The sequence below is a fragment of the Aquimarina rubra genome (assembly GCF_042684305.1).
In the GTDB taxonomy this organism is placed as follows: Bacteria; Bacteroidota; Bacteroidia; order Flavobacteriales; family Flavobacteriaceae; genus Aquimarina; species Aquimarina rubra.
On the sequence record NZ_JBHULE010000019.1, the window covers coordinates 1686835 to 1707983 of the forward strand.

Genomic DNA, 21149 nt, shown 5'->3' on the forward strand with positions numbered 1-21149 from the left:
TGATCGTTTTATTGAACTTTTATTCTACAAATCCGCACGGAAAATATTTCCACACTATCGGGTTTTTAAAAATTAATCAGATATTTAAGATAATCCAAAATTAATCCCTGTAAATCACTTTCATTATTTGTAGAATTATTTATAAAATTTATAGTCTTAACAATCCCATATAACCCTAAAGCTATTTTCACTAAAGAAATTGAATTTTTCACAATAACTTTCTGAGAAAAAGTCTGTTTTAATGTGAATGTAAGCCAAGGAAAAAATAAAAATGTTAGTGTAGAAACAAAAATCACTAATCCTAAACCAAATTTGCTATAACTTTCAATTATCAGTAAACTTCGTATTGATAATATAGCAACTAAATACATAAAGGATATCACAACTAAATCTGGAACTATTTTTTTTATAACCACCAGCCAAAAACTAAAATATGACTGATTCATTGAATCATCATCGTTAGCAATATCAATGGCTTTAATAAATCTATCACTAATTATTTTATAATTCGCTTTTATGGCGTGTTTAAGTAATACTATTAATAAAAATATTCCAGCTAAAACCAAAAATATAGTACCATACCCCTCTAATGTAAATACAATTGTAAAAAATCCTGGAATTGATTTGTTAAAAACGATTCCCTTATTAATTTGTTCACTAAAAAGCACTTTTACTTTATCTCCAAAATTAATCTTAAAATAGTGTAGATCACTTACTACATACAGTTCACTTGAAGTTTCTTTTACTAATACGACATGCCCTGTAACAGTTGGACCATTTTTGCCATGATGAATGACTGGTTTTTTTTCTGTTACCTCCATTAATTGAACTTCTCCCGTTTGATACAATCTTATAGCCGAATACAAATTCTGAAGTAATAAACTTATTAAAAATAAAGAGCCTAAAACAATTAAAACAGAAATTAAAAATGTTTGTAAAGTTTCTTTCATAAAATAATAGATCTTTATCATGGATCAAGCGCGAAATGAGGAATTTTTAAAAGCGTGTATAGGATATCATCGTTTTATTGAACTTTTAAACTATCAATTAAAGATTGGAAATTTTTCTCTGTTAACTTGAGTTCAGTCCTATTAATAGTTTCGGATTTTGATTTTAATAATTTGGAAATTTCTTCTGTTGATCCTGAAATAATCCAACTATTTTTAGAATCAATATTATTAGGTATGTCTACGTATTTATTAGAAAACTTTTCAAAATCGTAAAATGAAAGAACACTTCCTTTTTTTGAATTCATAATCGTTCCAGAGGCAGCCATCATTACATAATTATCCTCTAGGCTATCAAGTTTAATATTATATGATGTTAATTCAGAACTTGAAACACTAGCTAGAGCGATGTTCATGCTCCAAACTTCATTAGAATCCTTTTGAGGTTCGAAAGCAATTAAGGCATTGTTTAATAACTTTTCTATTTCTATAGCAGCTAGAGCAGATTTTATTTGTGGAATTGTTTCTCCTATTCTATCCATTCTATTCTCATTATTTTTACTAATCATATTTACCTCTGAAACTTCTCTTCCAAGTGAATATGTTTGTATTAAATTCCATCCTAAAGCAGCTATTATAATTCCCATAAAAGCTGATAGGACAGGTTCTCTATAAATGAAATTTTTTGCCATCGTTTATTTAGACTTTGATTAATTTATTACATTTTTGATTTATAATAATTAATCGTTTTAAATATTACTGATTCAAAATTTAAATTAGGTTTAAATTCATTTAGAACTTTAAAACCATCATTTGTTTTATATATTTTATCAGGGTAACGAAACATTAAATGTTGAAAAACTTGTTCAATTTTTTCTTCGGAAAAATTAAATCCAGCTTTTCCAAAATATTCGTGATAATCAGATAAACTTTGACAAAAATTATAAGCACCATAATTTTTAGATGGACCAATATGGATATATTTAATAAAATATTCCATCTCTTCAAGTGAAACATCACTCTTATGAATTTCTACGATATTCTCAATTATTTTATCTTGGTTTTCCATCGTTTTAGTCAACTTTTCTACATTACTCATATTATGGTTTTAAAATTAGATTTGCAAAAGTAAGTTTCAACTTTGAGATTCTAAACTCTGTTAATTTTAAACATAGAGTTTGAAAGTTCATCAAAATCAGTTTAATATTAAATTAAAACTAACAAATCCGTTTATTGAACTTTCAACTAAGATGTTTAATCCATAAAATACTGCAAATTTGAGTTATTTAGTATTCTAATTAATTCAGATTTATATTTAGGTCTTAAAAAGTAAAAAGTAGGTTTTTTTGGATTTTGATTTTTATCCCATTGATAAGCAAATTTCTTAGTGTATTGAGTACTTGTTGCCATATCCTTGTATATTATTCTAGCCAAAAAAAACACTATTTCAATTCTCTCATATTCTTCTTGGTTGCAAAAGTCTCTTTCGATAACTGTAAATATGCTGTCACTATTCGATGTTAATTCATTTGATAGTTTTGAATTTTTCATCTTTGTAGTTCCAATAGTGTCCAATTCTTTATCAAGAGGAATCATTAAATAATCTAGGTTCTCAATTATAGCAACTCGACCACCATTGTTTACTATATTAATCTCAAAATCATAAGAATAATCTTTAGTCGATTTTATAAACACAGCATTAGTGGGTATATCTAGATTTGGTTTTTCTTGATCGAATCTAGTAATTTCTATTTCCAGTTGCTTCTCTAAATTAATTTGAAAAGTTTCCGCTTTACTCAATGATTCCTCTAAAAGTTGTAGTTGACTATCTGCCTTTTGATTGACTTCAAATAAATTAGTATTTAAGCTGTTTATATTGTTTAGTATATCTTTAGCACTGTCAATTCCTTTTGACAATTCTGTATTTAAAGAATATAGATCTTTAATTAATACTTTTGTATTTGTAACCGTTGTATCCAAATTTGAAGTTATTTTGTTCTCAAAAATTTCTTTTCCTCTACCATCTTTTATAGAAAAATATATAGTCGAGATTATAAAAACTGCTACTAGAAAATAATAAAAAAGTTTATCGTCTTTTGTCCAATTATCTTTTGGGCTTATAAATCCAGCAATAATTAATCCAGCAGTAAGAAAAATTAAGATTATTGAGTACTTCATTTGATTTTTTGATTAAGAATATACTATTTAAAAATCACCCTTTATTTTTATATCGATCATAAAGATAAAATGCTAAACATACTAGAAACACAACTATAATAATCATGCCATAGTATTTCAATTCTTCTCCTTCAACAGGACCTTTTCTTAAAAAATCATTTTGCATTAATCAATCCATTTTTTATTACAATATCGAAAACTTATTTGCATATGAATTACGGTTTTTCACAAGAATCTACTATTAAGTATTTTCATTTTAAACAAACCACCCCATAACCGAAGAAAACTTCAGTTATGGGGTGGTTTATAATTTTTGTTGCTTCTAAATTAATAAAATAAAATTAAAACACGATTTTTTCCCTTAATAGTTTATATGTTTTTTGTAATATACTAATATGTATATCGTATATTGAGAAAAAATGTCAAAGGGAGCATATCCAAATGACAACTAGTTTATTTAAGTATTAATTAGTAAACTTATGAAATGAACCGCTTTATTGAACCGGATAGATTTTATTCCCTGGTTTCTAGTAAAAAGTTCAATAAAACGACCATATTTCTGGAGTAAGCCAAAGAGGACTTTCTTGATATAATAATGATCTTTTGACATATCAGGTATAGTATTGAGCATATAGATACTAATTAATAAAATAGTAGCCAACATCAATACAATCTCTTCTTACAAGAATTTTTTCATAAAATTATTCTTATAAGCCCTGCCTAAAGGAATTGTTTTCTGATTTATTAAATAAATTTGATTACCAGACACTCTCTCAATTTCTGTGGTGTTGATGATGTATGATTTATGTACCCTCATAAATTTTTTCGAAGGTAAAAGTTCCTCCCAGTAACGCAGTCTTTCAGATGATACGTGTTTTTTGTTTTGTAGGTGAAGTTCCGTATAATCAGCATCAGATACGATGTAGGCAATATCATCAATAAGAATACGCACCAGGTCATAGCCTACTTTCACATACACTTCATTCATCTCCGTGGTCTCTACACTCGGAATTAAATTTTGCTGTTTGTTCTCAACCTTCGAAATAGCTTTAATAAACCGCTGAAATGAAAATGGTTTCAATAAATAATCCACCACATCAAATTCATAACTCTCCAAAGCATACTCAGAGAAAGCTGTTGTAAGAATAACCTGAGGTGGATTGGATAGCGTTTTTAAAAAATCGATACCTGATATCTTGGGTAAATGAATATCTAAAAAAATGACATCTATTTTGGTCGATTTCATCATTTCCATAGCTTCCAGAGCATCAGTAAAAGTTCCTATGAGTACTAGCGAACCTGTATCTTCAATGTATTTTTTCAAAATACGTTGTGCTGGTAATTGGTCTTCTATGATGATACACTTCATTCTTACCGAGACTTTTTTAGATCGATGGTTAATTCAACTTCATATGTTTCTTCATTAGCCTTAATCTGTAATGTATGTGCCTTTGGATATATAATAGTAAGCCGTTTTTTTACATTTTCCAAGCCAATTCCGCTATCTAAATTGTTTGTATTGGTTTGTGTTTTATAGGTGTTGGAACATTTAAAATAAAGGAATCCATCCTCAGTAATCTTGATATCTACAACAATAATTATACCACCCGTTTGACTAGAACTTCCGTGTTTCAAAGCGTTCTCAAGAAAAGCAATCAAAATAAGTGGAGCTATCCGAAAATTTGATTGGGCAATACTTTTCGAGAAAGAAACTGTGCCACGCCCTTCTATTTGCAAACGCCCAAGGTTGATAAAGTTTTCTAATTGTTCCACCTCTTTTGAAAGCGATACGTATTTTGCCTTGCACTCATACAACATATATCGTAGCACACCCGATAACTCTAGGATAACCTCTGGTGTACGTGGGGATTTTTCGATGGCATATGAATACAGGTTGTTCATATTGTTAAACAAGAAGTGAGGATTAATTTGCGATTTCAGGAATTGAAGTTCGCTTTCCTTTACAGAGTCTTTTAATTCTTTGACCTCTTTTTGTTTGATGAGGGCATCCCAGCCAAATTTGAATCCTGCTAGGACTGATAAAGTTGGCAAAGTGCTCATAAGATTATATGCTACACCCAGAAACCTGGTACCGCGCGTATCCGGGAAATAGATTTTTTCTAATATAACTTCTTCCACAAAAATTACCCACACCACCACCAATGCAACATATAATGCAAACTTCAAGTATGCTCCGGGATATAGGAATTTAGGAAGAAGTACATAATTCACCATAAGACCGGCAATTACAAAATTCAAAAAGAACACATATTGATAAGGTTTTATTTCAGGATTACGACGGTCAAATGAATAAAAAGTAAATACGACGATATGCAATATCACCTGAAACCAAACCTCTTTATTTAAGAATATTTTTTTCACAATATCGAAAGCTGTATAACAAATATAGTTTTTGCTTCTCCAACTATAAGATTTAAAAGGCAATCCTCTTAATAATTGCTATAAACGGCAGATCTATCGAGGTCAATGACAATAATGTCGTTTGTCTGATTACAACAGTTGTTTACCCAAATGGATTTTTATAAATCTATTCTTCTCCTTTTCTTTGAGTAATCAAATTATAATTAAAATATAATGAACATACGGGTTCTTTTAATACTATTATTTTTTACAGCTGGCATCTGGGCTCAAAATGAAGAAATACTAGTTTCAGGATTGCTAGTTGAAGCCGAAACCGGTCAACCTATACCTTATGCCACAGTTGTTTTAAATGATACAAACGCTAACACCACTATTTCGGGAGCAATAACAAATGATCAAGGTGCTTTTGAAATAAAAACTGTACAAAAAGATTTTTATGTCGAAATTAGTTTTATGGGGTTTAAAACCATAAAACTTCGTGATTTTAAAGTAAAAGGAAGAGAAGTCGATTTTGGTACCATTCAACTTTATCAAGACAGCCAAACACTAGATGAGGTTGTTGTTAGAGGAGAAGTTTCTAAAACAGAGTTTAAACTGGATAAACGTGTTTTTAATGTTGGTAAAGACCTAAGTAGCACAGGAGCTAGTGCATTAGAAGTGCTTAACAACGTACCTTCGGTTAATGTTAATATAGAAGGAGAAATAAGTTTACGAGGAGCCGGAGGAGTTCAAATTCTGATTAATGGAAAACCTTCTGTATTGGCTGATGAATCAAGTAATGCTCTTGGAACGATCACGGCAGATATGATCCAAAGTATTGAGGTAATCACTAATCCTTCGGCAAAATATGAAGCCTCAGGTACTTCTGGAATTTTAAATATCATCCTGAAAAAAGAGGAAAAGCAAGGATGGAACGGTTCTGTGTCACTTAATACAGGTATACCTGATAATCATAGTATAGGGTTTAGTCTTAATCGTAGAACGGAAAAATTTAACCTGTTTACTCAGATGGGAGCCGGTTACCGTTCATTGCCTAGAGATAACGAAGCGATTAACCGAAATCTCACAAATAATGAAGTAATTTTTAGTGAGGGAGAGAATTTCAGGAATGAAACTTTTTTCAATATTACCTTAGGTACAGATTACCATTTGAATAAATACAACGTTTTTACTCTTTCAGGAAATTTTGCCTACGAAATCGAAGACCAGCCTTCTGAAACTAACTTTCGTTTTTTTGAGGCTAGTAATATATTGGTATCTAGATGGATGCGAGACGAAACTACCGAAGCGACCAACCCCAAATGGCAGTATGAATTTAATTGGAAAAAACAGTTTAAGAATAATGAAGACCATACGTTCCAACTGAGTGCTTTGGGTAGTTTTTTTGGAAAAGATCAGTCTTCATTATTTACAGATACTACACTTGAAGGAGAAAATGTAGATAATAATCAACGGACTGCCACTAATTTTCAGCAAGCAGATTTCACCTTCAAAGCAGATTATACCAACCCATTAACTAAAGAATATACCATAGAGACCGGAGCACAATATGTCATAAACGATGTGGGGAATGATTTTGAGGTAGAGGATTTTATTGATGGAGAATATGTAATAAACGAAAATCTAACCAATGACTTTGAATGGAATCAAAAGGTGTTGGGAGTTTATGGAACTATAGCTTATGAAAATAAAATCTGGGGGGTTAAAGGAGGTTTACGAGTAGAAAATACTGATTTAGAAACATTATTAGCAAATACGAATGAAGGTAACTCGCGAAATTTCACCAATTTTTTTCCTAGTTTTCATACCTCCTATACATTTAGTGAGAAGTTTTCGCTTCAAGCCGGTTATTCTAAAAGAATTTTTAGACCTAGGCTTTGGGATTTGAATCCTTTTTTCAACATTAGAAACAATTTCAATATCCGAACCGGAAATCCAGAATTACAACCTGAGTTTACCAATTCTTATGAGCTAACTAGTATTTATGAAATTGGAAAGGCGAGTATGAGTTCCAGTTTGTATCATCGTTATACAACAGATGTGGTAGAACGGGTATCGACTTTTGTGGATAATGTAAATTTTACTACCCCCGAAAATATTGGTACGAATTCTTCTATAGGTTTTGAAACTAACGGAAAATACAGTCCCACAAAATGGCTGACTTTTACTGGGGATTTTAACTTTAATTATTTTGTTCGAAAAGGGGCTTTTGAAGGCCAGATTTTTGACTTTACAGGAAATCAATGGTCTACGCGGTTAGGTTCAAAAATCGGTTTACCTGCAGATATTGATTTAGAATTTAATGGAAACTACCGCTCTGGATTTGAAACTGTACAAGGGGAACAAAGTGGTTTTGCCTTTCTGGATATAGGTATGCGCAAAAAAATCTTAAAAGGAAAAATTGTAGCAAATCTCGGTATCCGTGATGTTTTTGCTTCCAGAATTCAAGAACGTTTTGTAGACCAACCTACTTTTGAAACCTATAATTTTGGGCGGCGTGGACGCTTTTTTACTTTTGGATTAAGCTATGCCTTTGGTAAAGGAGAGGCAATGACGTACTCTGGGAGAAGGAGATAAATGAAGTGACCTAAACTTAGAAAGTCAATTATCAATGATCGATAGGTTTGTAGTATTTCATGATTTTGATCCTAAGTCGAGTCGAATGTGATATTCTGGAATGATACTGATCCTTATCCTTAATAAATCTTAAATACTTACTATTTAGAGTTTCAAATAGTTGAATAACCTTTTGTTCTACCTAACGAATATAAAATATTCCGTAGTAATTGATTTTATTAATAATATACCACATCACATATCCAGAATAACTCTGGATATGTGATGTGGTATTTGTAAATTTATGTTAGCCTAAGCTGAGATTATAATTAAGCTAGCAGGCAAACACAGAAGATATGCCAAAGGAATTTCTAGCCATCGGCCATCCGAAACAATCATTTTCCTACTCAGTAAAACAACCAGTTACCACAAGTTTTGTTGATTTTTTCTAAGTAATTTAATTTCTGGCAAATTTTTCAATTGATTCATATCTCTGGATTTTAAAAACAGTTAAAAGTTTTCGATTGTATAATCGTTTGAAAAATAGAGGAGTAAAATTGCGATATTTATATATTTAAAAAATCGATTTTTATTGGGTAACAAAATGAATACAATAGTAACAGGACCTTAAATAATAAAAAATATTTAAGTTATGAAAAAATCTAGTTTAGTGTTCAATTCTTTTTTGACCCTTTCATTATTATTAACTTTTTCTTGTTCCGAAGATGAAATCAATGATGGTCTAAATGAGTCCGATGTAACAGATATATCAAAAAGATTACCTATTAATATTGATAGTAATGAAGGTTCCGGTTCCGGTAATGGCTCTGGAAATAATTCGGGAGTTAGGCATATTTATCGATTTTATAAAGATGGTAGTCATCTGTATACTGTAGACTACAACGAAGGAGTAAATGCAGGTTTTAATTATGAAGGTATTTTAGGTTCTGTATTATCCAATGGACCAACCGAGAGAGCAATTACCAGATGGCATAACCTTGCTAACGGGGATAGAGTGATCACAACCGATGTAAGGCAACATCCTGCAATATTAAATGATATCCAATCCATATATTATTATAATGCCTATGGAAGTTTAGTATTGGCATATTATAACGAATTTCTTCCAGGAACAACTGTAACCGGACAAATGACGTCTGCTGTTGGTAGATGGAGATATGAAGGTATTTTAGGCTATGCCGATGATATAGCTGGGAACAAGCCGGTCTATACATACTACAATTCTGTAATTAAAGATCATTTGTATACGTATGATTTTAATGAATTAGGTAATGGAGGCCAAGGTTATGTATATGAAGGTGTCTCTCTTGATTTATAAGCTGTTTTAAATTTAGAGCAAAAAGAATTTAATTACAATTATATAAAATAGGTACATTTTATATGAATCATATCGTTCACATTCGTGTTTTATTGTAGATTATTTATCTGTTTTTAAGGGGTTAATAATTGTGTTTTAAATAATACTTTAAGCATTTTTGGATATTGATTTGGGTTTGTTTATTTAAAATAAGTAACAATTAACAATACTATTTTTGGTTTAATGCCGGGATAATTCTCTAAATCGATAAAAGTTGCTTTTTGTCGGAAATCACTGTTTTTATAATGTTTCATATTCATTTTTAGGAATTTAGAATTCTAATTTCAATGTAGGTTTTAGTAATACGTCTAAGATTTATACAATGAAAGAAGAACTAAGTGTTTCAGATTTAAGACAGATTATACGTAATCTGATTACGTTCATTGTTGTGGAGGGGAAAGAGTATGTAAATGATACTAAAAAACGTGAGTATGTGGCGAGTTATGTACATCTTTTAGCTAAAATCATTAATCAGGTGGATCAAAACGAACAAAATTCTTTAGTTGAAAATATTTCGGATGATATATCTAACTATATGAAGTAGGGGATAGTTTTTGGACTATATTTTATTATGTTAGATTTGGAAAGCCTTTTTTTATTTAGAAAAGGCTTTCTTTTTATATTGGCATGAATCGCCAAACTTTAATATATTGAGCTTCTAAAATCCCAAAATCTACCATAAAGTGACTGAGCAAGAAAGAATCGACCAGCTAGAGAAAGAAAAGCAACAACTCCAAGATCAATTAGATCAAATAAAAAAAAGGAAGGAGAAGAAAAAAAGTATTGGTTTTTGGATACTAAAAAAATCAAGTGTTCCTCTCTTAGGAATAAGACTTAAGCAAAGTATTAATAATGCTATAACAGAATATAAAGAAACTAAATCTGTGTCTGTGGATACAGTTTCTGATGTGTCTTCTAATATTATCTGGCGTATTACAAGAATTGGCCTTTTTGGGTTGTTAGTAACACTGATTCCTTCTATAATCCTTATATATCAAACCAAACTGGTTATCAATCAGAACGCCTTAGTCGATAATCAAAATGAGCTGATAGAAGCAGAAAGAAGGTCATCGCTAGTTTTTATTATGGATAACTTACTTTCTGATCTTAGCGAAGAGCTGAAATATAAAGGATCTAGCGAGCGTAATATTAGTCCGGTTTTAGAAGCAAGAATAGCAAGTTTATCTAGAGCAATGAAACCTTATAAGTATAAAGAAGACGGAGAGCTGATTGATAAAAAAATTAGTCCCGAAAAAGGACAACTCTTGTTTAGTTTAATCAGGAGTAATCTGGCAGATCAGTCTTATAGGGAGATTTTGGATGCGTCTGATTTTAGCTATACCTATTTTAAAGATATATTTTTGGGAAGAGGAGTGAATCTTAAATATGTTAATTTAAGCAACTCCAATTTATCCGAAGTAAATCTACCTGCTGCTAACCTGGAACGAAGTGAATTGATAGAAGCGAATATGGAAAGAATAAATCTGTCTGATGCTAATTTAAAACAATCTGTTTTAACCAATGCCAATCTTCGCAATTCTGAATTGTTAAGTGCTGATCTTACCAATGCCAAATTGTACGGAGCAGATTTAACAGAAGCAGATTTGACAGAAGCTACCTTATGGGGGACCAAGTTGGAGGATGCTAACCTCACGGATGCAGTTTTAGATAATGCTATCGTGCACCGACAAGATTGGATTACCTATGTAGCAGATTCATTAGATCTAAAAGGAGCCAGAGCAATTCAAGATAAGTATCGAGTAAAAAAACAAGGCAAACAACAGTTTATTCTTGTTGCAAGGTAGAAGGAGAATCTATTTCTTGTTTTTTAAAGATAAGACCGTGAACTTTATCAACTAACCAATTTCCGGCTGGAAAATATAAAGCGAAAAATAAAGCCATTCCCAAACTGAAGTTTTGAGGACTGAATAGTTGATCAAGAATATTATTTGGATACACATAAGAAGTTTGTAGCCAATATCCTAAAAATTCTAGTATCCCCATAGCAACTAAGCCATAAGCATATTGATTGAAGAAGTTATATTCTTTTAATATAATAGATATAGGAACCATGTATAAAATATAACAAGTGATAACCTGCCACCAATTAGCAAATCTGGCGATGCCCATTTCTGTGCCAAATTCATTCATTCCTAATCCCCATAAGAAATATATCGTAACATATGTCAGAACTAATGTTTTAGGGGTTTGTTTTAGTTTGTTTAAAAAATCAAAGAGGATATCTTTCATATTTAGAGATTAATTTTTGTTAGTGTTCTAAACCAAAATTTTTTATCGATAGTATAATTTGTTATATCACTTTTGTTCAGAACGATTTTTAGTTCTTCTATGGTAAAAGCTCTTCGTATCGCTAATAAACCATCCTTTTTCGCCATCTTGGAAATTGGTAAAATTAAACTTGAATATTTAAATAAAAAATAGGCAAAACGGCTTCTTTTTAATTCGCTAAAAATAAGGTGTTTAATTCCTTTTTGTTTTGCTTTTTTTATAAAGGTTACTAATTCGTCATCCTTAAAATGATACATAAAATGACTGCTTACAATTAGATCACATTCAGGAATCGAGAACGAATCTTTCAATATATTCGCTGTCCTGAATTCTATATGATCGTGGTGGGCGTATCTAGAACTAGCATAAGCAATGCTTTCTTGATTGCCATCTATTCCTAAAAAATAAGCCTGAATTCCGTTTTGACTTAGTTTCTGAGAAATACTATGAATACTATCACCACCTCCACAACCTAAATCTAGAATGCGAAAATATTTTTTTTCTGGTTTTGACCTACAATATTGTAAAGTACTATTGACAAGCTGTCTATGATTGCCAAAAAGTATATTGATTAACTTTAGGCTTGTCAAGGTTTTTAATAATACTTTACCCGATAAAGATAAATTATCAAGTTGCTCAGCTTTATGAAGACGTGCATGGAAATTCAAGATCTATAACTTGTATTTATTTTTTATTGGTCTCAATATTAATAATAACTTTACATTAAAAACGTAAAAAGCATGAATAATGAATATTTAAATCGGATTATTAGGGAGCGACGAGCAATTTTTCCTTCTCAATATAACGATAAACCTGTCTCTAAAGAGTTTATCCGGGTTTTGCTTGAAAATGCAAATTGGGCTCCATCCCATCGTTTGACTGAACCTTGGAGATTTAAAATTGTGATGGGAGAAGCAAAAGATCGACTGGGGACTTTTTTATCTGATACCTATACTGATATTACTCCAGAAGAAAAGTTTTCTCCTTTTAAACATAAAAAGATTAAGAATAAGTGTACAGCCGCGAGTGCTATTATAGCGATATGTATGCAACGTGATCCTAAAGAAAGAGTACCTGAATGGGAAGAAATTGCGGCTACCGCGATGGCTGTCCAAAATATGTGGTTGACTTGCGCTGCCAATGAGGTGGGATGTTACTGGAGTAGTCCGGCTTTAATCGAGTATATGAACGAGTTTTTTGATTTTGAAGAAGGTGAAAGATGTTTGGGGTTTCTATATTTAGGTAATTATGATAAAGAAGAAGATATAACTTCTAAACGGAATCCAATAGATGAAAAAGTAGCGTGGTATGATTAGAAATAAAAAACCCTCCTGAAAATTTCAGGAGGGTTTTAATATATACTATTCTATATATTATTGCTTTTTTAAAGCGTCTGCAGCTTTATCCGCACCTTCTTTTACAGCGTTTGTTGCAGCATCAACTGCATCACCAGCAGCTTCTTTAGCAGCGTCTACGGCTCCATCTACAGCCTCACCAGCCGCAGCTTTTACAGAATCAACAGCTTCTTTTGCGTCTTCTACAGCTTCGTTAGCAGCGTCTTTAGCATCTTCCACAGCTTCTTCAGCGGCGTCTTTAGCTTCTTCAGCAGCGTCTTTTACTTCTTCTACAGCATCTTCAGCAGCATCTTCTGCTTTTTTTGTATCTCTACAAGAAGTTACTGAAACTGCTAACATTAGAGCAATTGCTCCTAAAAATAATCTTTTCATAATTGATAGATTTAGTTAATTGGGTTATTGAACGGCAAATTTAACATTTTATTTTATATATCGTTTTTTTCTATCAAGTATTTCCAATAACGTTTGGGAAGATGTTGTGTGTGCAGCTTTAAGTTCTTTCTGGATTTTATATTTACATTGTTGAAATATGTTTGCCACAGATGTTGAAAACCTAATTCACTATCTGCATAACTGTCCTTTGATATACTGGTGTTTAATTTTGAAAAAAAGTCTAAAGTAATGATATCTACTTTATGTAGATCATAATATATCCCATATGCTCGTTTAATATCATAGATTAACCATTTTTGGTCAGCATACCGATCCTTAAAATGATGGGTTATTAGAGGTAGTACATTGAAGTCGGGTTCTACAGTTGCTACGAAAATACCATCTTTAGTCTTTTTAAATCTCACAAAAGCTTCCATTCTGTGTTTTTCTCTACCAACCATTTTAGCTACTTGGTTAATTTTAAGGATATCTTTATTTCCATAATCGATTAGATTAGATTTTTGGGTATTGAATAAATTTTGAATATAAGCAAGCAATGTGTTTTCTACTCCTTTAATTTCACTTAAAAAAGCGTTGAATAATATTTTTTGTTGAGAAGGTATTATTTTGGTTTTTATTCCCTTCCAAACCCTACGTGATTTTATTTTATCCGTAATGATGGTTTCTGAAGTTGTAAATAATTGGTTATTAGATTCAGATTCGTTTCTAATAATAGGTGTAATTATTCTTTGTTCATATACTGTAAATATGCACGTTAAAAAACCATCAAAACTTCCGTCATATATCAAAATAGTGTGATGATTCATCTTTTAGTTTTTATGAGAAAAGACTTAATTGATTCGTAAAGTGTTTTTCGTGTTTACTTTTAGAATTTTTCAGGATTTTATTTTTTAATTGTAAAGGAGTAAAATCTTGATGATGAAAGTCTTTAGAGTTACAAGTAATAAAATATTTTGCTCTGTTTAGGGCAATACCAATTGCTTTTAGATGTGACCAGTCTAATTTTCTAAATTTCCTGGCTTGCAATATTTTTGAAACAGATTGCATTCCGATTCCTGGTATTCTGGCTAATGCACTTTTATCTGCTTTATTGATATCGACGGGAAACATGTGTAAATTTCTCAATGCCCAGCTTAATTTCGGATCAATATCCAGTTCAAGATTTTTATATTGGTCATTCAACAATTCATTGACGGAGAATCCATAAAATCTCAATAGCCAATCGGTCTGATATAACCTATTTTCTCTAAGAATAGGTACTTTGGTAGCTAGCGAAGGCAAGCGGTTATCAGCCATTACCGGAACATAGCCTGAATAATATACTCTACGCATATTAAACTTTTTATAGTAATAGGTGGCTGAGTACATGATATCACGATCACTTTCTCCTGTGGCACCGATAATCATCTGTGTGCTTTGACCAGCCGGAGCATATCTTGGTGTACTTTTTATAATTTTTCGTTCTGCTTTGTACTGGATAATTTCATTTTTTACTTTTTGCATGGGTTTTATGAAGTCTTCATGCTTTTTATCCGGAGCTAAAAGTTTTAATCCAGATATGGTAGGTATTTCTATATTAACACTTAGACGATCTGCATAAAGTCCTGCTTCTCTCATAAGTTCATCACTGGCGCCAGGGATGGATTTTAGATGAATATATCCATTAAAATTTTCCTCTAACCGAAGCTTTTTTGCAACCGCAATCAAACGCTCCATGGTATAATCCGAATTTTTGAAAATCCCGGAACTTAAAAATAGACCCTCAATATAATTTCTTCTGTAAAAATCAATAGTTAAATCTACTACTTCCTGAATCTTGAAAGCAGCCCGTTGTATATCATTACTTTTTCTGGTTACACAATACGCACAATCAAAAATACAATGATTGGTTAGCAGTATTTTTAATAAAGAGACACAACGACCATCTTCTGTATAACTATGACAAATCCCCATCCCTGTATTGTTGCCCAAACCCTTTTGGCTATTTCCTCTTTTACCACCGCTACTTGCACAGGATACGTCATATTTGGCAGCATCTGCTAGTATTGAAAGTTTTTCGCGTATTCTGTCAAACGACATACTTTCTATGTTTAGACAATTTTATTTGATGTTTCAGAGCTCTTATAATTTCTTCTATGTCTACCAGTATTTGGTAATCAGTAAAACGCAACACGGTTATTCCTAAAGAATGTATATGTAATTTTTTAGGCGCATCCTGACTATATACATCGGTAAACTCGTGTGCGTATCCATCAATCTCAATAGCAATTTTTAATAGAGGTGAATAAAAATCAAAAGTGTAGTTATTGATCTTATGATCTCTTTTAAAAAAGAAACCTTTGTCTATTAACTTTCTATAAAGTTCTTCGGTAGCGGGAATTGAATTATTCAATGAATATCGAATTATTTTTTCTGATTCTGGTTGGTGTAAAATGATTTGTGATGCCATAGGAAATTGAATTAGCTAGTAATTTTTCCAAATTTATGGAAATATTCCAATAAAATAAAAATCAAATTGTGTTAAAATTGGAAATATTCCAAAAAATAGTATATTTGTTACAGAATTATCCCAAATCAAGTAACAGGAATGTATACAAATAAATAAATTGGAGTTGTATGGATAATTTAACTAACCAAACCATTCAACGTTTTAAATCAATCCGTGAAGAAAATCATTTTACTCAATCTGATTTTGCAAGGGTTTTAGATATTAAAAACTCTACTGCGGATATAGAAAGAGGGAAAACCAAAATTTCGGGAAAAGTAGTTTCTAAACTGCTTAAGGAGTTTGGTGTGAATCCTCTTTGGTTGTTTGGTGAAAGTGATCAAAAGAAAATTCAGTTACACAATGGAGATGTTACTCCAAAAGTTATAACTGTAGATTCTGAAAACAATGAAAATATTGTACTGGTTAATGTAAAAGCCGCTGCTGGTTATCCACATAATGTACAAGATGTAGATTGGTACCAACAGTTGCCCGCATTTGACATTCCTCTTCCGGAGTATAGAAATGCTACTTATCGAGGATTTCAGGTAGAAGGCGATAGTATGTTGCCGGTATTAGAACCCAAAGAATGGGTGATTGGAAAAGCTGTCAATAATCTCACAGAATTAAGAAGTAATGCTCTTTATGTAGTAGTTTTACAGGATAGTGTAGTGGTTAAAAAAGTTAGAAAAAATGAGGACTCATCTGTGTTAACCTTGATTTCTTTAAATTCTGATTATTTACCATACACTATTCAAACACATCAAATTGTAGAGCTATGGGAGGTGAATAGTAAACTTAGTTTTAATATTGATGCCAATCCTGATACCACAGGTATAAAGCAATTACAAGATGCCATGGCAGCGCTCACTTCTGAAGTTAGAAGTTTAAAAAACTAATTAATAATTCCTTGCTGCCTTGCGTGTGCTTCAGCTTCTTGTGAAGAGTGTACAAGGAGAATAGGGGTGGTTGAAAAAGAATTAATAATTTTAATTATTCTTTTTTCTTTTCTTTTGTGGTTTACACTTCTTAAATAAATCGCCAAAATTCTATCAGGATGTTTTTTTGCAATTCCTGTATAGATGTCTGCATCTTTTTCTCCACTGTCACCAATTAATATAAATTTTAAGTTTGGATAAACGCTTAGTAAATTTAGAATTTCAGATTGTTTGTGAGGTATTTTGGGTTTTGGAGTCTTATCAAAGGGTGTTCTGAAATCCCTTAGTAATATTGGACCCTCAGGAAAATAATGTTTTTTTAGAAAGGCAGTCAAATAATCATATAAATTCCAGGGACTATTACTAACATAGAAGATTGGATTGATGGGCTCATTTTTTTTGCCAAGTTTTAATTTTTGATAAAACTGAACCGTTCCTTCTAGCGGTAATCTTCTGTCAAAATTTTTAAAGAAAGTATTCGCAATAACTCTCCATTTAAATAATGATGCAACACCGGTATGTAAAATAGTATCATCAATATCACTAATCACTCCAAACGAGGCTTCAGAAGAAGGAACAAGCATCTTTCCTTTGAATGTATTTGATTGAAGGATTTCTTTATTATCCATGTTTTTATAGGAAACAAGATAGGTTAAGTATCCTTCCTTATTCACTAACTCTTTGCTATTTGATAAAGTTTCATCAAAGTGATAATACCCTTCGGCATCCGTTTTAGAGATAAATGTCATGCCGTTCGATAATTTAAGTTCGATATCAGCATTTTTAATTTCATCACTTTCGAACTGCCTGTAGATATTACGTAATGTTTTTAATGTTTTCGTATTACCATCAAAATTTATGTTTTCATCCTCTAAGGCTCTACCTGCAGCTCTGAGGCGCTCAGTAGTCCCGTAACCCAAATAAGAATTAATTCGTAATGGTTTTTTTTTGAACATAGATTAGTAATTATTCGTAAAGATAAAAAACCCCGCTATTAAGCGAGGTTTTTTTGATATATAGCTTTTATAAATTATTTTAAAGAAGCTTTAATTTCCTCAATTTTAGCTTTCACCTCTTCTTCTGTTCCTTGTAATTTTTTAGTTTCAGAAGAAGTTTTACCATTTTCGGTTTTTGTTATAGTAATCAAAGCATTTGCTATTTCACCATCCATATCTATTTTAACTTCAATTTGTTTTTCAACTTTATCCGAAGACGATTTAGTTTCAATGACTTCTATTTCATTTGTTGCTACTGCAGTTTCTGAAGTGTGTCCTCCAAGTATAGGCGCGATTACAAGTCCTATAAGACAAGTCAACTTAATCAATATGTTCATAGACGGCCCTGAGGTATCTTTGAAAGGATCTCCAACTGTATCACCGGTAACGGCAGCTTTATGAGCATCAGATCCTTTATAGGTCATCTCTCCGTTGATTTCTACACCGGCTTCAAAAGATTTTTTAGCATTATCCCATGCACCACCTGCATTATTTTGAAAAATTGCCCATAAAACACCAGATACAGTAACACCAGCCATATAGCCTCCTAACATTTCTGCAATGGCTTGATTATCCATCCCAAAAATCATTGGAATAAAAGCAATTGCTAACGGGAAACCTATTGTTAACAATCCTGGTAACATCATTTCTTTTAAGGACGCTTTTGTTGAAATTGCAACACATTTGTCATATTCGGGTTTGCCGGTTCCTTCCATAATTCCAGGAATTTCTTTGAATTGACGGCGTACTTCATATACCATTTCCATGGCTGCTTTTCCTACGGCATTCATAGCTAATGCGGAGAATACGACTGGTACCATTCCTCCAACAAATAACATTGCTAAGACTGGTGCTTTGAAGATGTTTATTCCATCAATTTCGGTAAATGTAACATACGCGGCAAATAAAGCCAATGATGTTAAAGCTGCAGATGCGATTGCAAATCCTTTTCCGGTTGCAGCGGTTGTATTCCCTACAGAATCCAGAATATCGGTACGTTCTCTTACGATTGGTTCTTGCTCACTCATTTCAGCAATTCCTCCAGCATTATCGGCAATAGGACCAAATGCATCAATGGCTAATTGCATCGCAGTAGTAGCCATCATTGCAGAAGCTGCCATTGCAACTCCATAGAATCCTGCAAATGCGTAGGATGCCCAAATAGCCCCAGCAAATAATAATACAGAAGAGAAAGTAGAAATCATTCCTGTTGCCAAACCTGCAATAATGTTTGTTCCTGCACCAGTACTTGATTTTTGTACAATTGCTAAAATTGGTTTTTTACCTAATCCTGTATAGTATTCTGTTACAGCAGAAATTACCCCTCCTACAAACAAACCTATAAGTGTTGCATAGAATACGCGCATTGCAGAAATTTCTATCAGACCTTCACCAAAAAATTCCATTTTCATGGTTTCCGGAAGCATATATGTACATAATGCAAAACAAGATACTGCTACAAGTGCGATAGATGTCCAGTTTCCAATGTTAAGAGCACCCATAACTTGCGCTTCTTTAGCATCATTACTTTTAATTTTTACCAGCATAGTTCCAATTATAGAAATGATAATTCCAGCTCCCGCAATTGCTACAGGTAATAATACAGGGCCAATTCCACCAAATCCTTCATTGACAATATTTCCTCCCATATCTTTTATGATATAGTTTCCTAGTACCATTGCAGCTAATACTGTTGCAACATATGAACCGAATAAATCGGCTCCCATACCGGCAACATCACCCACATTATCACCCACATTATCTGCTATAGTAGCAGGGTTACGAGGGTCGTCTTCTGGTATACCTGCTTCTACTTTTCCAACTAAATCGGCTCCTACATCAGCTGCTTTAGTGTATATTCCTCCACCAACACGGGCGAATAATGCAATAGATTCTGCTCCTAAAGAGAATCCTGCCAATGTCTCAAGAACAATAGTCATATCCATTGTGTTGGTCCATTCTCCACCCATAAAGTAGTGAAAAAACAAAATAAAGAATGCTGTTAAACCTAAAACCGCCAAACCTGCTACACCTAATCCCATTACGGTACCTCCTCCAAAAGAAATTTTAAGTGCATTTGGTAAACTGGTACGAGCAGCTTGTGTTGTTCTTACATTAGTTTTGGTAGCTATCTTCATTCCTATATTACCTGCAAAAGCAGAGAAAACAGCTCCAAAAATAAAAGCGATTACAATTAACCAGTGAGTAGTAGGTACTATAAAGGAAACAACAGTTAATAAGATACTTACTATTACAACAAATATCGAAAGTAATTTATACTCGGCATTTAAGAAAGCTAAGGCTCCTTCATAGATATGATCTGAAATTTCTTTCATTTTACCGTCACCGGCATCCTGTTTCATTACCCAAGATTTTTTAACCAGCATGTAAATTAGCCCTAGTAATGCCAAAACAATTGGCATGTAAATCATATTTGATTCCATTAAATGTGTTTTTAGTTAATTAGCTGCTAAAAGTAGTAAATTCATCTAAATATAAAAAGCGCAATATTTTTGTTTAAATATTGCGCTTTTTTAGAATTTTTAGAATTTAATTTAATAGATGCTAAATAATCCTTTAGGTTTGTCTTCTAATTCATCAAATCGCTTTACACACGCTTTGATAATTTCTTTGGCTTCATCTATATTACCCCAGCCACCAACATCTACTTTCTTTTTTTCAAGATCCTTATAAACCTGAAAAAAGTGTTCGATTTCTTTTATCAGATGTGGGTTCATTTCTTTTAGATCGGCTAATCGACTAGCGATTGGGTCGGATATTGGTACACAGATAATTTTTTCGTCAGGACCTTTTTCGTCGGCCATATGGAAAACACCTATTGGTTTTACTTCCATTACACATCCAGGAAAGGTAGGTTCTGTTACGAGTACTAGAACATCTAATGGATCTCCATCTAATGCCATAGTTTCAGGGATAAATCCATAATCTGCAGGATACATCATTGATGAAAAAATCATGCGATCATATCTGATTTTTTTTATGTCAAAATCGTATTCGTATTTGTTACGACTTCCTTTTGGGATTTCGATTAATACATCGAAACTTTCGCGAGTTGCTGCGCTCATATTCTTGTTCTCATTTTTATGGGCGGCAAATATAAGTATTACAAGGGGTTGGTTAAAATTTATAGTCAAAAATAATACGTTTTCAGGCTAAATTTTAATGTTATGGTAAACTAAAAGGTTTTCGTAAAAAATGTATAAGACAATTTCAGAGAAAATAAGTACTTCAA

The 21149-nt window shown here is 32.2% G+C and carries 21 protein-coding genes; 6 read left to right on the plus strand and 15 right to left on the minus strand.

Annotated elements, in window-relative coordinates; all coding sequences use genetic code 11:
- Window positions 1–65 precede the first annotated feature (65 nt).
- From ACFSR1_RS15880 to ACFSR1_RS15905, 6 genes are all read right to left on the minus strand, one after another.
- Window positions 66–950, minus strand: coding sequence for a hypothetical protein (locus tag ACFSR1_RS15880; protein ID WP_378294000.1), 885 nt, complete (start codon window positions 948–950; stop codon window positions 66–68).
- 74 nt (window positions 951–1024) lie between these two features.
- Window positions 1025–1639: a hypothetical protein gene (locus tag ACFSR1_RS15885; protein WP_378294001.1), complete on the minus strand. Its 615-nt coding sequence runs from the start codon at window positions 1637–1639 to the stop codon at window positions 1025–1027.
- Between the two features lie 26 nt (window positions 1640–1665).
- A complete protein-coding gene (locus tag ACFSR1_RS15890) occupies window positions 1666–2046 on the minus strand; it encodes a hypothetical protein (RefSeq protein WP_378294002.1) in 381 nt (126 codons plus the stop codon).
- A 155-nt stretch (window positions 2047–2201) separates the two neighbouring features.
- The gene (locus ACFSR1_RS15895) at window positions 2202–3125 is read right to left on the minus strand and encodes a hypothetical protein (RefSeq protein ID WP_378294003.1); all 924 of its coding nucleotides are present in this window, start codon (window positions 3123–3125) and stop codon (window positions 2202–2204) included.
- A gap of 679 nt (window positions 3126–3804) precedes the next feature.
- Window positions 3805–4494, minus strand: coding sequence for a LytR/AlgR family response regulator transcription factor (locus ACFSR1_RS15900; RefSeq protein ID WP_378294004.1), 690 nt, complete (start codon window positions 4492–4494; stop codon window positions 3805–3807).
- A 2-nt stretch (window positions 4495–4496) separates the two neighbouring features.
- The gene (locus ACFSR1_RS15905) at window positions 4497–5507 is read right to left on the minus strand and encodes a sensor histidine kinase (RefSeq protein WP_378294005.1); all 1011 of its coding nucleotides are present in this window, start codon (window positions 5505–5507) and stop codon (window positions 4497–4499) included.
- Between the two features lie 213 nt (window positions 5508–5720).
- On the opposite strand from ACFSR1_RS15905, the gene ACFSR1_RS15910 reads away from it, so the two are divergent.
- The 4 genes from ACFSR1_RS15910 (at window position 5721) to ACFSR1_RS15925 (ending at window position 11246) form a co-directional block, all read left to right on the plus strand.
- Window positions 5721–8084 (plus strand): TonB-dependent receptor domain-containing protein, encoded by a 2364-nt coding sequence (locus ACFSR1_RS15910; RefSeq protein ID WP_378294006.1) that lies wholly within the window; start codon window positions 5721–5723, stop codon window positions 8082–8084.
- Window positions 8085–8715: 631 nt separating this feature from the next.
- Entirely contained in the window at window positions 8716–9402 is a 687-nt protein-coding gene (locus ACFSR1_RS15915) for a hypothetical protein (protein ID WP_378294007.1), read from the plus strand.
- Between the two features lie 361 nt (window positions 9403–9763).
- Entirely contained in the window at window positions 9764–9985 is a 222-nt protein-coding gene (locus ACFSR1_RS15920; protein ID WP_378294008.1) for a hypothetical protein, read from the plus strand.
- Window positions 9986–10124: 139 nt separating this feature from the next.
- Window positions 10125–11246: a pentapeptide repeat-containing protein gene (locus ACFSR1_RS15925; RefSeq protein WP_378294009.1), complete on the plus strand. Its 1122-nt coding sequence runs from the start codon at window positions 10125–10127 to the stop codon at window positions 11244–11246.
- On the opposite strand, the gene ACFSR1_RS15930 is transcribed toward ACFSR1_RS15925, so the two are convergent.
- Together ACFSR1_RS15930 and ACFSR1_RS15935 are read right to left on the minus strand one after the other, a co-directional pair.
- Window positions 11227–11691: a hypothetical protein gene (locus ACFSR1_RS15930; RefSeq protein ID WP_378294010.1), complete on the minus strand. Its 465-nt coding sequence runs from the start codon at window positions 11689–11691 to the stop codon at window positions 11227–11229. The genes ACFSR1_RS15925 and ACFSR1_RS15930 overlap by 20 nt on opposite strands.
- Window positions 11692–11693: 2 nt before the next feature.
- On the minus strand, window positions 11694–12398 hold the full coding sequence (locus ACFSR1_RS15935) for a methyltransferase domain-containing protein (RefSeq protein ID WP_378294011.1): 705 nt from the start codon (window positions 12396–12398) through the stop codon (window positions 11694–11696).
- 72 nt (window positions 12399–12470) lie between these two features.
- Here ACFSR1_RS15935 and ACFSR1_RS15940 point away from each other — a divergent pair, with 72 nt between their 5' ends.
- Window positions 12471–13046: a nitroreductase family protein gene (locus ACFSR1_RS15940; protein WP_378294012.1), complete on the plus strand. Its 576-nt coding sequence runs from the start codon at window positions 12471–12473 to the stop codon at window positions 13044–13046.
- Between the two features lie 57 nt (window positions 13047–13103).
- Here ACFSR1_RS15940 and ACFSR1_RS15945 read toward each other — a convergent pair whose 3' ends face one another.
- Genes ACFSR1_RS15945 through ACFSR1_RS15960 form a run of 4 tightly spaced genes read right to left on the minus strand, consistent with a single transcriptional unit; the run spans window position 13104 to window position 15927 of the window.
- Window positions 13104–13457, minus strand: coding sequence for a hypothetical protein (locus ACFSR1_RS15945; RefSeq protein ID WP_378294013.1), 354 nt, complete (start codon window positions 13455–13457; stop codon window positions 13104–13106).
- A gap of 53 nt (window positions 13458–13510) precedes the next feature.
- The gene (locus tag ACFSR1_RS15950) at window positions 13511–14284 is read right to left on the minus strand and encodes a TIGR03915 family putative DNA repair protein (RefSeq protein ID WP_378294014.1); all 774 of its coding nucleotides are present in this window, start codon (window positions 14282–14284) and stop codon (window positions 13511–13513) included.
- Window positions 14285–14294: 10 nt separating this feature from the next.
- Window positions 14295–15557: a putative DNA modification/repair radical SAM protein gene (locus ACFSR1_RS15955; RefSeq protein ID WP_378294015.1), complete on the minus strand. Its 1263-nt coding sequence runs from the start codon at window positions 15555–15557 to the stop codon at window positions 14295–14297.
- On the minus strand, window positions 15547–15927 hold the full coding sequence (locus ACFSR1_RS15960) for an endonuclease domain-containing protein (RefSeq protein ID WP_378294016.1): 381 nt from the start codon (window positions 15925–15927) through the stop codon (window positions 15547–15549). Before ACFSR1_RS15960 ends, ACFSR1_RS15955 begins: the two co-directional genes overlap by 11 nt.
- Window positions 15928–16094: 167 nt before the next feature.
- Between ACFSR1_RS15960 and ACFSR1_RS15965 the strand changes: the two genes are divergently transcribed.
- Window positions 16095–16862 (plus strand): XRE family transcriptional regulator, encoded by a 768-nt coding sequence (locus tag ACFSR1_RS15965; RefSeq protein WP_378294017.1) that lies wholly within the window; start codon window positions 16095–16097, stop codon window positions 16860–16862.
- Here the strand turns inward: ACFSR1_RS15965 and ACFSR1_RS15970 are convergent.
- The 3 genes from ACFSR1_RS15970 to ACFSR1_RS15980 form a co-directional block, all read right to left on the minus strand.
- Window positions 16859–17857, minus strand: coding sequence for an App1 family protein (locus ACFSR1_RS15970; RefSeq protein ID WP_378294018.1), 999 nt, complete (start codon window positions 17855–17857; stop codon window positions 16859–16861). The genes ACFSR1_RS15965 and ACFSR1_RS15970 overlap by 4 nt on opposite strands.
- A 74-nt stretch (window positions 17858–17931) precedes the next feature.
- Window positions 17932–20340: a sodium-translocating pyrophosphatase gene (locus ACFSR1_RS15975; protein ID WP_378294019.1), complete on the minus strand. Its 2409-nt coding sequence runs from the start codon at window positions 20338–20340 to the stop codon at window positions 17932–17934.
- A gap of 111 nt (window positions 20341–20451) precedes the next feature.
- Complete coding sequence (locus tag ACFSR1_RS15980) at window positions 20452–20982, minus strand: inorganic diphosphatase (RefSeq protein ID WP_378294020.1); 531 nt, start codon at window positions 20980–20982, stop codon at window positions 20452–20454.
- Window positions 20983–21149: the final 167 nt, after the last annotated feature.

What these genes read in the sequence shown, in the direction of transcription:
- ACFSR1_RS15880 (WP_378294000.1), bottom strand. Translation starts at nt 950, where the DNA reads ATGAAAGAAACTTTACAAACATTTTTAATTTCTGTTTTAATTGTTTTA.
- ACFSR1_RS15885 (WP_378294001.1), bottom strand. Translation starts at nt 1,639, where the DNA reads ATGGCAAAAAATTTCATTTATAGAGAACCTGTCCTATCAGCTTTTATG.
- ACFSR1_RS15890 (WP_378294002.1), bottom strand. Translation starts at nt 2,046, where the DNA reads ATGAGTAATGTAGAAAAGTTGACTAAAACGATGGAAAACCAAGATAAA.
- ACFSR1_RS15895 (WP_378294003.1), bottom strand. Translation starts at nt 3,125, where the DNA reads ATGAAGTACTCAATAATCTTAATTTTTCTTACTGCTGGATTAATTATT.
- ACFSR1_RS15900 (WP_378294004.1), bottom strand. Translation starts at nt 4,494, where the DNA reads ATGAAGTGTATCATCATAGAAGACCAATTACCAGCACAACGTATTTTG.
- ACFSR1_RS15910 (WP_378294006.1), top strand. Translation starts at nt 5,721, where the DNA reads ATGAACATACGGGTTCTTTTAATACTATTATTTTTTACAGCTGGCATC.
- ACFSR1_RS15915 (WP_378294007.1), top strand. Translation starts at nt 8,716, where the DNA reads ATGAAAAAATCTAGTTTAGTGTTCAATTCTTTTTTGACCCTTTCATTA.
- ACFSR1_RS15920 (WP_378294008.1), top strand. Translation starts at nt 9,764, where the DNA reads ATGAAAGAAGAACTAAGTGTTTCAGATTTAAGACAGATTATACGTAAT.
- ACFSR1_RS15930 (WP_378294010.1), bottom strand. Translation starts at nt 11,691, where the DNA reads ATGAAAGATATCCTCTTTGATTTTTTAAACAAACTAAAACAAACCCCT.
- ACFSR1_RS15940 (WP_378294012.1), top strand. Translation starts at nt 12,471, where the DNA reads ATGAATAATGAATATTTAAATCGGATTATTAGGGAGCGACGAGCAATT.
- ACFSR1_RS15945 (WP_378294013.1), bottom strand. Translation starts at nt 13,457, where the DNA reads ATGAAAAGATTATTTTTAGGAGCAATTGCTCTAATGTTAGCAGTTTCA.
- ACFSR1_RS15950 (WP_378294014.1), bottom strand. Translation starts at nt 14,284, where the DNA reads ATGAATCATCACACTATTTTGATATATGACGGAAGTTTTGATGGTTTT.
- ACFSR1_RS15955 (WP_378294015.1), bottom strand. Translation starts at nt 15,557, where the DNA reads ATGTCGTTTGACAGAATACGCGAAAAACTTTCAATACTAGCAGATGCT.
- ACFSR1_RS15960 (WP_378294016.1), bottom strand. Translation starts at nt 15,927, where the DNA reads ATGGCATCACAAATCATTTTACACCAACCAGAATCAGAAAAAATAATT.
- ACFSR1_RS15965 (WP_378294017.1), top strand. Translation starts at nt 16,095, where the DNA reads ATGGATAATTTAACTAACCAAACCATTCAACGTTTTAAATCAATCCGT.
- ACFSR1_RS15970 (WP_378294018.1), bottom strand. Translation starts at nt 17,857, where the DNA reads ATGTTCAAAAAAAAACCATTACGAATTAATTCTTATTTGGGTTACGGG.
- ACFSR1_RS15975 (WP_378294019.1), bottom strand. Translation starts at nt 20,340, where the DNA reads ATGGAATCAAATATGATTTACATGCCAATTGTTTTGGCATTACTAGGG.
- ACFSR1_RS15980 (WP_378294020.1), bottom strand. Translation starts at nt 20,982, where the DNA reads ATGAGCGCAGCAACTCGCGAAAGTTTCGATGTATTAATCGAAATCCCA.